Genomic DNA, 13,684 nt, shown 5'->3' with positions numbered 1-13,684 from the left:
TTGCCGGAAACCTTGATTTCAGAGGAATTAATGGCGGAAAGGATCAGCCGAGCGCCGTCTCGTTGGTCTCGCCGGTGCGAATACGGACAACCTGTTCAAGCGGTTGTACGAAGATCTTGCCGTCACCGATCTTGCCGGTATTCGCGGCCCTTTCGATTTCCCGCACCGCCTTCTCGACAAGCGCGGCGCTGACCGCCACATCGATGCGGACTTTCGGCACTTCGGCGACGCTGTATTCGGCGCCGCGGTAAATCTCGGTCTGGCCGCGCTGGCGGCCGAAGCCCGAAACCTGCGTCACCGTGATCCCCTCGATGCCGAGCGCGATCAGCGCATCGCGAAGCTCCTCATATTTATGGGGCCGGATAATCGCGGTAATCATGCGCATCGGAAAACTCTTCTCATATTCGAGACCGTGAAGGACGAGGCGACGGATCGCCTCCGACCGGGAAGGCAGATCGGCCTGTTCGCGGCGCCAGCGATCAACCAGATTGTTGAACTCGGTCGAGGCAACAAGCTGAATTCTCTGGTCTAGTTTTTCCATAATAATATTTTACGCTCTTCCTGGCACCACCTGAAAGCGGCGAGGCCCGCTGCCGGTGAGCCCCGAAACGCGAGAAAATTCAAGCCGTTCGGCCATTTGTAACAGGCCACCGGGGACCTGTCCAAAGAATGTGTATGTGAATTCTTTATGCATATTGACAAACTTACACATCTTACTCATATTAAGGCAGAAGACATAAGGCTGGGACGGGCAACAGGAGACTTCAAATGACCGACCTCACTTACCGCGGCATCGCCCATCACGGTGAAAAGACAGCCGGGCCCGCCGGCAGCGCGGCCCTGCGTTATCGCGGCGCCAGCTACCGTGCCGCGCATCACGACAAGCCGAAGGCAAACCACACCGGTCTGCGCTATCGGGGCATTCCGCAGCACGACTGAGGAAACCGCCGCCCCTGCCACCGTTGGAGGGTTGCCGTCCCCGACAGGCATCCGGCGCGCGGGCTTCGATAGGCGGGTCAAGGCCGTTCCTTGTACGAGGGGCGGCCTTTTCCGTTCCGGAAGGATCAAACGACGCGGAAATTCCGGAATTGCCAGGGATCGCTCTCGTCGAGTTCCTCCTCGAAAAGGAGGCCCCGATCAAGCAGCGGCGTCCAGTCGCTATAGGCACCGACCATTTTTCCGAGATAGGGCCGGCAGATTTCGAGCACGCGCTCGAAATCCATCTCCTCCGGTTCGACGATCCAGCGTTCGGGATTTTCGATCGCCCAGACGACACCGGCCAGCACCGCCACCGTCACCTGCAGGCTGGTCGCATTGTTATGCGGCACCAGGCGGCGCGCCTCCTCGATCGAGAGCTGCGAGCCGTACCAGTAGGCGCCCCGCGCATGGCCCATCAGCAGCACGCCCAACTCGTCGATACCGGCGCTGATCTCTTCCATCATCAGGCGTTTCGCCTTCTGGAGCTGCCAGTTCTTGCCGGCAAATTCATGCACCGACAAAACGGCATCGTCGCAGGGGTGATAGGCGTAGTGAACGGTCGGCCGGTATTGCGCGGCGCCGTTCTCGAGCACGGTGAAGTAATCGGCCAGCGAAATCGATTCGCCGTGTGTGATCAGAAACCCGTGATAGGGACCCTCGTTCGGCGTCCAGCTCCGGACCCGCGTCGAGGCGCCCGGCCGCGCCAGATAGATCGCGCAGCCCGGCCCGCTCGGATGGCGGTGCCCGTCCGTCGGAAAATGCCGCTCATGCGTGCCCCAGCCGAGTTCGGCCGGCTGGCAGCCCTCGCTGACGAAACCGTCGACCGACCAGGTATTGACGAATTCGCCGATGCGCTTTGGCGTCGGCGAGACCTGCGTGTCGCGCTCGGCAATATGGACGACCTTGACGCCGAGCCGCGCCGAAAGCCGCGCCCAGTCCTCGCGCGTTGCCGGTTTTGAAACTGCGGCCTTCGTATCGGCCGCGATGTTGAGCAGCGCCTGCTTGACGAAATGCGAGACGAGGCCGGGATTGGCGCCATGGGTCAGGATCGCGGTCGGCCCATCCGCATGTTTCGCCTTCAACGCCATCGCCCCTTCGCGCAACGCATAGTTGGAGCGCTGCGACGGCGACCGCGACGTATCCGTGTACTGACCGCTCCAGGGCTCGATGCAGGTGTCGAGATAGAGCACACCTTTCGCGCGGCAGAACTCGACAAGCGCCAGGCTCGACACATCGACCGAAACATTGAGCAGAAAATCGCCCTTCGCAAGCAGCGGGTCGAGCACCGACAGGTAATTGCCCTTGCGCAACGGCGTCACCGCGAACCCGACGCCATAGGCCTCGGCGACATCTCGCCCGCTCTCGTCGGCCGTCAGGATCGAGATTTGCGCCGGCGCCACATCGATATGCCGCAAGAGCAGCGGCAGCACGCCCTGCCCGATGCTGCCGAAACCGACAATGACGATGCGCCCCTCGAAACGGGCATGTTTGATGTCGGACGCCATGACTTGCCTCGATCTCGTGCCCGGCCGGAATTCCGTCCGCGAAAGATTTATGACAGTTTTTTGACAGTTCGGTGACAGAGGGGGGTGTGGTGCCGCTTGGGTGACTCGAACACCCGACCCCCTCATTACGAATGAGGTGCTCTACCAACTGAGCTAAAGCGGCGCCGGAGCGGCCGATGCCTTGAAAAAGCCCGGCCGCCCAAGGGCTTGAGATACCCCGCCCCGCGCCCTTTGGCAACAGCCCTATTCCGCCTCTTCGGGCTCTTCGGCAACAGCCTCGGGCTCCGGGGCAGGCGTCGGCTCGGCCAGTGCCGCCCCGAGAAAGGCCGCCACAGCCGCCGCACTTTCCTCGGCTACTTCCTCCATCGGCACATGCCCCACATTCTCAAAGACGACGAGTTCCGCGTGCGGGATGCGTTCCTTGAAGGTGGAGGCGGCAGAAACCGGAATGAGCAGATCCTTGTCGCCCCAGATGATCAGGGTCGGCATTTCAATGGCGCCAAGGCGCTCGGCAAAAGCCACCTCGTTGCGCCCGGCGTAGCTCGCAAAGCGCATCCGCGTCGCGTCGCGATTGCCCTCATGCAGCGACAGATCGAAATAGCGCGCCACCATTTCATCGGTCACTTTGGACTGGTCGACAAAAACCTTGCGCACGCCCTCTTCAACGACAGAACGCGGCAGCACGTAGCGCATGACCTTGCTGAGAACGGGCATCCGAGCGAGGCGGAAGGCCAGCGGCGGATCGGTGTCGTCGCGCGCCACCGGCACACCGCCCGAGTCGACCAGGATCAGCGCCGACACACGTTCGGGATGTTCCAGCGCATAAAGCGCCGAGACGCCGCCGCCCATCGAATTCCCGCCGATCGCGAACCGGGTCAGCCCCAGCGCCTCCGTCAACTCATGCACCGACGCCGCCATGCCCTCGCGGCTGTAATCGTCGCCAGGCACCCGGCCCGTCAGGCCATGGCCCGGCAGGTCCATGCTGACGATGCGATAGGTGCCGCCGAGTTCGGCGACCCAGGGCTCCCATGTATGCAGCGAGGAATTGGAGCCGTGAACCAGCACCAGCGCGGGACCGTCCGGATTGCCCTCATCGCGGAAATGAACACTGGCGCCGGAGGGCAGTGTGACGAATTGCGAGGCGCCGCCGGCATATTTCCCGACAAGCTCCTCGCGCGGCACATCGAACCGCACGACCGAAACGACGATCACCACAAACGCCAGCACGACCAGCGTCAGTATACCAAGCAATATCCGCTTCACCATTTGCGTTCCCCCTCTTGCGCCTCTTCGGCCGCACCGTCAGGACCCGGATCGTCGGGCAGAGGCGGCTGAAAGGCAAGCGCCTCCTTGCTGGCGGCTCGCTCAGGCAGCGAAACAACCGCCGCCGTCTGCGCCTTCGGCGTTTCGGCACCGGCCGCCCCGATCTCGGGATCCACTGGTTGCCGTTCCTCACGGGCAAGCGCGACGACAGGTGTTGTCCAGACCAGCGCGTCGAAAGCACCCGTCATTGGATTGATCGGCGACCATCGCGACGAGCGATAGCCTTCGCCTGTCCAGTGCGGGTCTTCCGGCGCGTGAAGCGCGCGGGCAAGCCAGCCGCGTGCCGCGCCCCGGTCGCCGAACGCGCCCTCCTCGATTTCAGCCATCAGCTCGCAGACGCGTTGCGTCGGCATTTCACGTGCATCGGCTCCGACATAAGCACCAAGCGCTTCGCGCGCCGCCGGCCAGTCGCGCGCGCCGATGGCACCGCGCGCGGCGAGAATACGGCTTTCGATATGATCCGGATTACGCGCGGCAAGCAAACGCGCGCGCGCGGCGCGATCATAACCACTCTCGCCGTCGATTATGTCGAGCCAGACATCCGCAAGTTCGGGGTGAGGTGATGCACTCCATGCGGATTCGACCAAACGTGCGGCCTTTCGCGCACGTCCGGTCTCGCCGCAAAGCCGCGCCGCAAGCGCGACCGTCGGCGCGAATGCCGGCTCAAGCGCCGCCGCGTCGAGCGCCAGCGCGACGGCCTTTTCAAGTGCCGTCTTTCGTGCCTCGCCTGTCTGCCCATGCGCCGCTTCGACCGCAGTCATCGCCTTGCCGGTCAGCAGTACCGCGCGGCGGCGGCGCGCCTTGTCACGCGAAATAACCCGTACCGACACTTCGCGATCGAGCGTCTTCAGCGCCGCATCCCAATCTTCTTCGGCAGCTTCGATCTCGAAGACAGCCTGCGCCGCCCAGGGGGTTTGCGGCCTGAGCTCGAAGGCGCGCCGCGCATGGGCGAGCGCCTGTTCCCGGTCGCCGGCGCGCCGCGCCTGAATGAAGAGGCCGCGCAAACCCAGAAACTCGGTCTCCGGTGCATCGAGCATGCGCTCGAAATAGCCGGTGGCGGATGTCTCATCGCCTTCGAGCTGGGCGGCCTGCGCGGCGAGCAGCAGCGTCAGCGGCGGCGCATCGAGAAGCTTGTGCGCCTGGGCCGCATAACGCTTTGCATCGGCGGCATCGCCAGCGGCAACCGCCACCATGCCGCGCGACAGCGCCAGAAAGCCTTTGTGCTGGCGCCGCTTTTCGAGAAAGGCCGAAACACTGGCAGGCGTGTCAATGAAACTCGAAACGATGCGATAGGCAAGGAGCACCAGAAAGGCCGCCAGCGCCATCACGCCAACGCCGACGACGAAACTGGTCCGGATTTCGTAGCCGCGCCAATGCATCGTCAGATCGCCGGGATTGTCGGCAAGCCAGATCGCAAGCGCGCTCAGAAGCGCAATGACGATAAAAATGAAAAGCGCGCGCAACATGGAAGGCGTTACCCTTTATCCGGAGAAAGCTGCGTCGCGACATGGGCCGATAGATCGCGCAACAGGGTTTCGGTTTCGAGCCGCGCCTGTGCGTCGCGAAGCCACGTCGATGCCGCTTCACGCGCCGGCCCCTGCAACGCTTCCCCTTCGCTGACCGCACCTGCCAGATCGTCGGTCTTCAGGCGTTCTTCCATGCGCGCGACAACGGCCTCTGTCGTCTCGCCCGAAATTTCACCGGTGCGCCGGATCGTCACCAGCGATTTCGCATTGGCGACAAAGCGCGACCAGAGACCCTCTTCATCCGCGCGGCGCTCCGCATCGAATACGCTTTCGACAACCGAAGGAAAACGCGCCTTGAGCGAGGCACGCGTTGCAACGCCGCTCGTCGCCGCGCCGGACAAGGCCTCAAGACCGGCCTCACCGGGCAGGAAGCTCTCCACAACATCGAGCTCGGCCTTGAACGGACCCGTCGTCTCGGCGACGCGTGCGAGATTGGCGAGCGCCAACCCGAGCGCCGCGCGTGCGGCCGCGTCGGGATCGTCTTTCTTTTCTTCGAGCGCGACCACGCGCGATTCCATCGCCTCGATCTGCGGTGCGAGCGTTGTAAGCCGAGCGTCCAGCGCCCTCACCAGCGTATCGAGACTGCCGACGCGATCGGCAATGCCCGGTGGCGGCAGGTTGGCGGCCAGCGCGTCAATCCTGTTCTCTGCGGCGCGCGCCATGCGCCTTGTATCGTCGAGCGCTTCTTTCAGCGATTGCTGCTCTTCGGCGAGCTGAGCCAGTTGCGCATCCGGCGCGGCACTTTCGGCTGCGGCGATTTTTCCTTCCGCCGCATCGAGACGCGCGGAAAGAGATTGCGCGCGCTCGTCAAGGCTGCGCGCGCTGTCGCTGCCGTCTTCAACCGCCTCGATCCGTGCCGCAAGATCGGCCAGCCGGCCGGCGGTCTCTGTGTCGGCCGCAGGTGCGCCCAAACCCAGAAACCAGGCAGCGACGAGGGCGATGGCGGCACCGCTGAAACCGGCTGCAGCGGCCAGCGCAATCCCCGCGCCTGACGGCCCGGCGGCTGTTTTCACGGACGCTTCGGGCTCGCTCGCCTCTTCGTCGGCGGCGCGCCCGTCGCCCACCTCTTCCGCCGTGCCCTCGAGGATACGGGGCTCCTTGCGCGGCTTCTCATTATGATGGCGCGCCTCCGCATCGGGCTTGAGGAATTCTGGCTCGGGGCCTTTGCCCGCATCCGCGTCGTTTGAATCAGTCATAAGGAACCATCTTGGGGGGTCATGCCGGTCCGGCGGACACTATAGAGGCTCGCGCACGCCCGGTCAGGACGAGTTTCGCTGAAATCAGCCATCGAGCAACGCCAGCAGCGCGGCCTGTTCGGGCTGCTCTGCTATTTTCACCGTAAGAAAGGCTGTGTTTTCGAGCGCATCGGCGACGGCTGGCGACAGGCAATAGGCGGTGATCCCGGCAAGGGCCGCCTCCAGACCTGCTGCCCGCGCAAGCGACACAAATATCCGTGCCGTGCGCGGCGAATAGAGGAGAATCCCGTCGGCACGATTCTCGGCAAGAGCCCTGTGCGCGGCACCGGGCAGCGCATCGGAGGCCACCGCTTCATAAAGAACCGCGCGTTCGATCTCGAAGCCTTGAGCGGTCAGCGCCGCCTTGAGGTCGCCGGCCACCACGCTGCCCGCCGCGTGAAGCAACGGCCCGCCATCGGGCGAAAGCCTGAGGCAAGCCAGGGCTGCCAGCGTCTCGACATCGCCACCCGCCGCTTCAATTCGGCGAAAGCCGGCATCCGCCATCGCCTGCGCGGTGGCCGGACCGATGGCGAGGACCGGCAGATTTTTCAACGCCGCCGCCTCCCGCCGCCGCGCCAGCGCACGCGCGCCATTGGCGCTGGTGACGAGCAATGCCTGCCAGACGCGTTGCGGGAATTCGGCCTCATCGAGAAAGCGGATCGACATCACGGGCGACATCACGACCTCATGGCCGCGCGCGGCAAGAACAGATGCAAGCGCCGCCGCATCTTCTTCGGGCCGGGTGACGAGAAGCCGCATCCTGCTTCAGACCTCGCTGAAGAAATGCGGCCCCGCGCGCGACTTGAGTTCGAGCCCCGCTTCTTGGCCGAGGGCAATACCATCCACAGCCAACCCTTCACGCGTCGTTTCGAGGACCTCCGAACCGTCCGGCGTCAGGATCATGGCGCGAAGCTGCAACCGCTCACCCGAAATGTCGGCGAGCGCCGCGATCGGTGTGCGGCAGGAACCGTCGAGCACCGCGAGCAAGGCGCGCTCGGCGGCAACGCGCAAACCCGTCTCCTGATGATGGATCTTGGCCAGAAGATGCGCCGCCTCGTCATCGCCGGCGCGACGTTCGACGCCGATCGCGCCCTGCGCGACGGCTGGCAGCATTTCTTCCGGCGAAAGGGGCGCCGTCGCCTTGTCCTGAAATCCCATACGGATGAGACCGGCCATTGCAAGCAGCGTCGCGTCGGCAACGCCGTCGGCGAGCTTCTTGAGCCGCGTCTCGACATTGCCGCGAAACGGCACCACGCGAATATCGGGCCTGAGCGCCCGGACCTGCGCCGCACGCCGGAGCGACGAGGTGCCGACAACCGCGCCTTGAGGAAGTGCTGCCAGCGTCGCTGCCTTCGTCGAGAGGAAGGCATCGCGCGGATCTGCGCGTTCCAGCAGACAGTCGATGGTCAATCCGTCTGGCAACTGGGTCGGCATGTCCTTCATTGAATGAACGGCAATGTCGATCCTGGCGTCGAAGAGCTGCTCCTCGATTTCCTCGGTGAAGAGCCCCTTGCCGCCAATCTCCGACAGCGCCCGATCCTGCACGCGGTCGCCCTGCGTGCTGATGACGACGATCTCGGCCGCATGCTCGACCGACAGATGCTGGACCTGCGCGATCCGCCGCGCGACCTCATGGGCCTGGATAAGCGCGAGCTTGGATCCTCTGGTGCCGATGCGGTAGCGCCGTTGCATGCGGGGTCTCTAAGGTTGTATGCCAGCGAGGAAATTCTCGGGCGGCGAGTTTGCCGTTGGGGCTCTTATAGCCCGTTTGTGCCCTTTGTCAGAGGGAAAGCCAGACCTTTTGGGATAAGGAAACCCGTGACGAAATCGCTCACCCTGCTCGGTATCGAGACAAGCTGCGACGAGACCGCCGCCGCCGTGGTGCGCCGGGCGCCGGGCGCGGATGCCATGGGTGAAATTCTCTCCAACGTCGTTTTTTCCCAGATTGCAGAGCATGCGCCGTTTGGTGGTGTGGTCCCCGAAATTGCCGCCCGCGCCCATGTCGAACATCTCGACGGACTGGTCGCCCGCGCGCTGAAGGAAGCCGGCACCGGCTGGGACGATCTCGATGGCGTGGCCGTGACCGCGGGACCGGGCCTGATCGGGGGCGTCATTGTCGGCCTGATGACGGCCAAGGGGATCGCGGCGGCCCGTGGCTTGCCGCTTCTGGCCGTCAATCATCTCGAAGGCCATGCGCTGACGGCGCGGCTGACCGACGGCCTGCCCTTTCCCTATTTGCTGCTGCTGGTATCGGGCGGCCACAGCCAGCTCCTCGCGGTCGAGGGCGTCGGCCGCTATCGCCGCCTCGGCACGACGATCGACGACGCGGTTGGCGAAGCCTTCGACAAGGTCGCAAAATTGCTGGGTCTCGGCTTTCCCGGCGGACCCGCGGTCGAGCGTGCGGCACAGGAGGGCGATGCGACGCGCTTCGCCCTGCCGCGGCCGATGCTGGGCCGCCCGGGTTGCGATTTTTCCTTCTCGGGCCTCAAGACGGCGGTGCGGCAGACAGCCGAAAATCTTGGCCCTCTGAGCGACCAGGACCGCGCCGACATCGCCGCCTCGTTTCAGGCCGCCGTCGCCGATGTGCTGGCCGAACGCACCGAAAACGCAATGGCCCTTGCTTCGGAAACGATTCCGTCCGGCCACCGCCACCTCGTCGTGGCGGGCGGCGTCGCGGCCAACATCCTGCTGCGGGAGCGCCTGAAGGTTTCGGCCCATGCCTGCGGCTATGAAATCGTCGTCCCGCCGCTGAAGCTCTGCACCGACAATGCGGCAATGATCGCATGGGCGGGCGCCGAACGGCTTGCGCTCGGTCTCGTCGATCCGATCTCGGTCGGCCCGCGTGCCCGCTGGCCGCTCGACCCTGAAGCGGCCGCCGCCGGCGCCAAGGCCTGAAAGGAACAAAGCCAATGAGTCTGCAGCTCCCCCTGATCAATCTTATGATCCGCTGGCAGGTGAAACGCCGCTTCCGCAAGAATCCCGACGTGAATCTGCTGCGGCCGCTGATGCTGCAGATGGAGCCACGCGCCGCAAAACTGCCGGCGGATATCGCCTGTGAGGCACTGGACCTCGGCGGCGTCCCGGCCGAAAGGCTGTCGGCGCCGGATACCCGCAGCGATGCGGCGCTTCTCTACATTCATGGCGGCGGTTTTGTCGCCGGTTCGCCGCGCACGCATCGCCCGCTCACCTGGCGCCTTGCAAAGGATATCGGCGTACCGGTCTATGCGATCGATTACCGGCTGGCGCCCGAATATTGCTTTCCGGCGGGGCTCGACGACTGCGTGACGGCCTATCGCGCGCTTCTGGAAAAGGGGCTGCCCTCGAAATCCATCGTTGTTGGCGGCGATTCGGCCGGCGGTAACCTGACGCTGGCCCTCGCCCTGCGTCTCAAGGCCGAGAGCCTGCCGCTGCCGGCAGCGCTGATCTGCCTGTCGCCCTCCACCGACATGACCGGCGGCGGTGCTTCGCTGCAATCGAATGCCGAGGCGGACGCGATGTTCGTGCCCGAGATCATGGCCAGCCTGATGCCGGCCTATTGTCCGGGCGCCGACACGAAAAATCCGTATCTTTCGCCGCTTTTCGGCGACGTATCAGGTTTTCCGCCGACGCTTTTTCAGGTCGGCGAACGTGAGATATTGAGGGACGATTCGGTTCGCATGGCGGCCGCGCTCAAAACCGCCGGCGCCGAAGCAACGCTCGAAGTATGGCCGAAGGTCTGGCACGTCTGGCAGCTCAACGCCGATATGCTTCCCGAAGCCCGCGAGGCGATCACGCATATTGTGCGTTTCGCGCGCCAGCACCTCGGCTGAACTATCTGGGCCGGGCTCAAAAAAGGACCCCGCCGCGGGGGAGGCGGCGGGGCCAAGAGGCCCTTGGGGGGCAAGGGCCTTGGGATCGCCGGGCTTCCTGAGGGGAGGGAGAGGAGCCCGGACGGGGAAATCAAATCAGACGATGGTGGCGACGCCCGAGGTCTGCACGATCAAGGCGATTGTGTAGACCACAAACAGCGCGGCGATGGCTTTGGCGGCGACGCGCTCCACAAGGGGGAAAACTTTCCGGTTCTGCGTCATGGCGACAGTCTTTCGAATGGTGGGCGGCCGAGCCGCCCTTGATGGGGGTACCGTTCCCGCTCAGGCCGCGTACTGGGAGGCGATCTGAGCCAGGAAGGCGAGCGAGTAACCGGCGACAGCGAGGGTGATGGCGCGGTTGGTCAGCTTGCTGGTGAGGTTGATCATGGCTCTTTCTCCTGTGTTCCTTGTCGGCGGTTCGGGTCCGGTGTCCCGCTGACAGAGGGGATTTAGGAGGCCTTCAGCAAAAAACAATGAACAAAATAAAAAATATTCAATCGTCAGGATTTATGTTGCCGCGCTGCAACACATAACACTGCCATATCGTGTGTTTTGTTAATAAAATCAGCAGGCTAGGCGGCCTACTGCCCCGCCACACAAAACAATGCAGCGCAATAAATCTAATGAGTTGAGAGAAGATTTAGAGCGGCTCAAGCTTCCGCGAGCAGCTTCATCGGATCGCAACAGGCCGCGCCGCCCTTCAAGCCCGCAACCACCAACTGATAGACGCCCTCGAGTTCTCTTTCGAGTTTTTCGAGCGGCAACCGCGTGAAAAGCTGCGGGTAGCTGAACTTCAGGGTGGCCGCCTGGATCATCTCGGCAGCGAATTCGGGTTCCGGCACCTTGAACTCGCCGGACATGTTGCCGAGCTCGACGATGCGGGCCAGCACCTCGCGTTCGCGTTTCAGTCCCTCATTGTGGAACTCCGGCCGCTCGGCGGTGACGATCTGCGCCATCTCGACGATCTTCCGATCCTCTTCAAGCTTGTGAAAGGTCTCGCGCAGATCCATGAAAAGGAAATCGTGGAGACGCTGCGCGGCGCTGCGGCCCGGCGTCGTCAGAATGCGCGACAGGTCTTCGGCCGTCTGCATAGAGGCTTCGCGGCAAATCTCTTCGGCGATGTCGAGCTTGCCCGGAAAGTAGCGATAAAGATTGCCCGGCGACATCTCGCAATCGGCGGCGAGTTCGGCCATCGTCGTTTTGGTGTAGCCGTAATGGGTGAAGCGCCGTTTGGCGGCCTCGATGATTTTCTGGTGCGTGGCGTCCTGTGCGGTCATACAAATGATAATAATGCGATCGAGTAAATAATCAACGAACCGTTCAATCGTTAGCGCCTGCAACAGAATGCGGGCCGGAGGGCCCTGTTGGCCGAGAAAAAATCCAATCCGATCAAGAGTATAGAGAACATCGGCATCATCGGCGCCGGCGCCTGGGGAACGGCGCTGGCGCAGGTGGCGGCGAAGGCCGGCCGCCGGGTGACGCTCTGGGCGCATGAGGCCGAGGTTGCCGAGGCGATCAATACGCGCCACGAGAACGCGCTTTTCCTGCCGGGAATCGCGCTCGACAAGGGCATCCGGGCGACGACCGAGGCGGCGGAGGTCGCGACCGCCGACGCGCTCCTGATGGTGACGCCCGCCCAGCATATGCGCCGTGTACTGACGGAACTGGCGCCGCTCATCGCCGCCGGCACGCCGGTCGTTCTCTGCGCCAAGGGCATCGAACAGGAAAGCGGCAAGCTCCTGACCGAAGTGCTGGCCGAAGCCGCGCCCCATGCGCTGGCCGCCGTGCTGTCGGGCCCGAGCTTCGCCACCGAAGTCGCACGCGGATTGCCGACAGCGGTGACGCTTGCCTGCGAAGACGAGAAAATGGCCGAAGCGCTCGCCGGCGCGATCGGCCTGCCGACCTTCCGGCCCTATTATTCCGCCGACCTGATCGGCGCCGAAATCGGCGGCGCCGTGAAAAACGTTCTCGCGATTGCCTGCGGCATTGTCGAAGGCAAGAAATTCGGCGACAGCGCGCGCGCCGCGCTGACGACGCGCGGCTTTGCCGAACTGACGCGGCTCGGCCTTGCGATGGGCGCGCGCGCCGAAACGCTGACGGGTCTGTCCGGCCTCGGCGATCTGATCCTGACCTGCAACTCGACGAAGTCGCGCAACATGTCGCTCGGAATGGCGCTGGGCGAAGGAAAGACGCTCGACGAAATCATGGGCGCGCGCAACTCGGTCAGCGAAGGCGTCTTCTCGGCCTCGGCCGTCGTCGCGCTGGCGAAGAAACACAAGGCCGACATGCCGATCGCCGAAGCGGTCACCGCCATCGTCACCGGCAAGGCAAGCGTCGACGAGGCGATTGCGGCGCTGCTTGCCCGCCCGATCGGCCGCGAAACCTGAAACAGCAAACAGAACGAAACGGAATCGCGCCCATGCTCTTTTGCCTGATCTGTACCGACAAGCCGAACGCGCTCGACCTCCGCCTCGCCAATCGCGACGCGCATCTGAAATATTGGGGCGAGGCCGCTTGCGTCAAAATCGGCGGCCCCTTCACCAATGACGAGGCAACCGTGATGAACGGCTCGATGCTGGTGATCGATGTCGAAAGCCGCGCCGCGGCGGAGAAACTTGTCGAGAACGATCCCTACAACAAGGCCGGCCTTTTCGCGCATACCGATGTGCGCGCCTGGAAATGGCTGCTCGGCCCCAAGGAATAAACGCGAAGGAGTGAGCGCAATGGCCTACTGGCTTTTCAAATCCGAACGCGAAACCTGGTCGTGGGACGAACAGAAGAAGAAGGGCGCCAAAGGCGAACCCTGGACGGGCGTGCGCAACTACCAGGCCAACAACAACATGAAGGCGATGAAAAAGGGCGATCTCGGCTTCTTCTATCATTCGGGCGACGAAAAGAGCGTCGTCGGCATTGTCCGCGTGATCGGTGAACACCGCCCCGACCCGACCGACGAGAAAGGCAAGTTCGGCCTTGTCGTTATCGAAGCCGTCGAGGATATGCTGAAGCCCGTAACGCTGGCGCAGGTGAAGGCCGAGCCGGCGCTTGCCGAAATGGTGCTGGTGAAAAACTCGCGCCTCTCGGTGCAGCCGGTGACGGCCGCGGAGTGGAAACGCGTCTGCCAGATGGGCGGCCTGAAGAAGGCGCCGTGACCGAGAAAGAACCATCCGTATACGGATGGATAAGGCCGGAATGCACAGCCGATTGACAGCGAAAACGACAGCGGACCCCCCCTCTGTCACGAAACTGTCAAAAAACTGTCACAAATGGAA

General features: G+C 63.8%; 15 protein-coding genes and 1 tRNA gene. 6 read left to right on the top strand and 10 right to left on the bottom strand.

Annotated features, from left to right (window positions below; genetic code table 11):
* Positions 1-43: 43 nt before the first annotated feature.
* A complete protein-coding gene (locus WEB61_RS16050) occupies positions 44-385 on the bottom strand; it encodes a P-II family nitrogen regulator (protein WP_293510625.1) in 342 nt (113 codons plus the stop codon).
* 383 nt (positions 386-768) lie between these two features.
* Between WEB61_RS16050 and WEB61_RS16045 the strand changes: the two genes are divergently transcribed.
* Positions 769-939 (top strand): DUF4278 domain-containing protein, encoded by a 171-nt coding sequence (locus tag WEB61_RS16045; RefSeq protein ID WP_368065349.1) that lies wholly within the window; start codon positions 769-771, stop codon positions 937-939.
* A 125-nt stretch (positions 940-1,064) separates the two neighbouring features.
* On the opposite strand, the gene WEB61_RS16040 is transcribed toward WEB61_RS16045, so the two are convergent.
* From WEB61_RS16040 to hemC, 7 genes are all read right to left on the bottom strand, one after another.
* A complete protein-coding gene (locus WEB61_RS16040; protein ID WP_368065348.1) occupies positions 1,065-2,483 on the bottom strand; it encodes a homospermidine synthase in 1,419 nt (472 codons plus the stop codon).
* Between the two features lie 87 nt (positions 2,484-2,570).
* Positions 2,571-2,646, bottom strand: a tRNA-Thr gene (locus WEB61_RS16035).
* A gap of 80 nt (positions 2,647-2,726) precedes the next feature.
* Complete coding sequence (locus tag WEB61_RS16030) at positions 2,727-3,749, bottom strand: alpha/beta fold hydrolase (protein ID WP_368065347.1); 1,023 nt, start codon at positions 3,747-3,749, stop codon at positions 2,727-2,729.
* The gene (locus WEB61_RS16025; protein WP_368065346.1) at positions 3,743-5,272 is read right to left on the bottom strand and encodes a heme biosynthesis protein HemY; all 1,530 of its coding nucleotides are present in this window, start codon (positions 5,270-5,272) and stop codon (positions 3,743-3,745) included. The genes WEB61_RS16030 and WEB61_RS16025 overlap by 7 nt, the downstream gene beginning before the upstream one ends.
* 8 nt (positions 5,273-5,280) lie before the next feature.
* Positions 5,281-6,528: a COG4223 family protein gene (locus WEB61_RS16020; RefSeq protein ID WP_368065345.1), complete on the bottom strand. Its 1,248-nt coding sequence runs from the start codon at positions 6,526-6,528 to the stop codon at positions 5,281-5,283.
* 84 nt (positions 6,529-6,612) lie between these two features.
* On the bottom strand, positions 6,613-7,326 hold the full coding sequence (locus WEB61_RS16015) for a uroporphyrinogen-III synthase (RefSeq protein ID WP_368065344.1): 714 nt from the start codon (positions 7,324-7,326) through the stop codon (positions 6,613-6,615).
* Between the two features lie 6 nt (positions 7,327-7,332).
* The gene (gene hemC / locus WEB61_RS16010; RefSeq protein ID WP_368065343.1) at positions 7,333-8,259 is read right to left on the bottom strand and encodes a hydroxymethylbilane synthase; all 927 of its coding nucleotides are present in this window, start codon (positions 8,257-8,259) and stop codon (positions 7,333-7,335) included.
* Between the two features lie 126 nt (positions 8,260-8,385).
* Here hemC and tsaD point away from each other — a divergent pair, with 126 nt between their 5' ends.
* Positions 8,386-9,462: a tRNA (adenosine(37)-N6)-threonylcarbamoyltransferase complex transferase subunit TsaD gene (gene tsaD / locus WEB61_RS16005; protein WP_368065342.1), complete on the top strand. Its 1,077-nt coding sequence runs from the start codon at positions 8,386-8,388 to the stop codon at positions 9,460-9,462.
* Positions 9,463-9,476: 14 nt separating this feature from the next.
* Positions 9,477-10,376 (top strand): alpha/beta hydrolase, encoded by a 900-nt coding sequence (locus WEB61_RS16000; protein WP_368065341.1) that lies wholly within the window; start codon positions 9,477-9,479, stop codon positions 10,374-10,376.
* Positions 10,377-10,511: 135 nt separating this feature from the next.
* On the opposite strand, the gene WEB61_RS15995 is transcribed toward WEB61_RS16000, so the two are convergent.
* Positions 10,512-10,637: a hypothetical protein gene (locus WEB61_RS15995; protein ID WP_368065340.1), complete on the bottom strand. Its 126-nt coding sequence runs from the start codon at positions 10,635-10,637 to the stop codon at positions 10,512-10,514.
* 428 nt (positions 10,638-11,065) lie between these two features.
* The gene (locus WEB61_RS15990) at positions 11,066-11,692 is read right to left on the bottom strand and encodes a TetR/AcrR family transcriptional regulator (RefSeq protein WP_368065339.1); all 627 of its coding nucleotides are present in this window, start codon (positions 11,690-11,692) and stop codon (positions 11,066-11,068) included.
* An 87-nt stretch (positions 11,693-11,779) separates the two neighbouring features.
* Between WEB61_RS15990 and WEB61_RS15985 the strand changes: the two genes are divergently transcribed.
* From WEB61_RS15985 to WEB61_RS15975, 3 genes are read left to right on the top strand one after another with little or no spacing between them, the layout of a single operon-like run.
* Positions 11,780-12,802 carry an NAD(P)H-dependent glycerol-3-phosphate dehydrogenase gene (locus tag WEB61_RS15985; RefSeq protein ID WP_368065338.1) on the top strand — a complete coding sequence of 341 codons (1,023 nt, stop codon included), beginning with the start codon at positions 11,780-11,782 and terminating at the stop codon, positions 12,800-12,802.
* A gap of 32 nt (positions 12,803-12,834) precedes the next feature.
* Entirely contained in the window at positions 12,835-13,119 is a 285-nt protein-coding gene (locus WEB61_RS15980; protein ID WP_368065337.1) for a YciI family protein, read from the top strand.
* 19 nt (positions 13,120-13,138) lie between these two features.
* Positions 13,139-13,564 (top strand): EVE domain-containing protein, encoded by a 426-nt coding sequence (locus WEB61_RS15975; RefSeq protein ID WP_368065336.1) that lies wholly within the window; start codon positions 13,139-13,141, stop codon positions 13,562-13,564.
* Positions 13,565-13,684: the final 120 nt, after the last annotated feature.

Source organism: Parvibaculum sp. (assembly GCF_040882025.1).
GTDB lineage: Bacteria > Pseudomonadota > Alphaproteobacteria > Parvibaculales > Parvibaculaceae > Parvibaculum.
The sequence above is the reverse complement of the archived record's forward strand: the minus strand, read 5'-3'. Positions and strand labels throughout refer to the sequence as shown.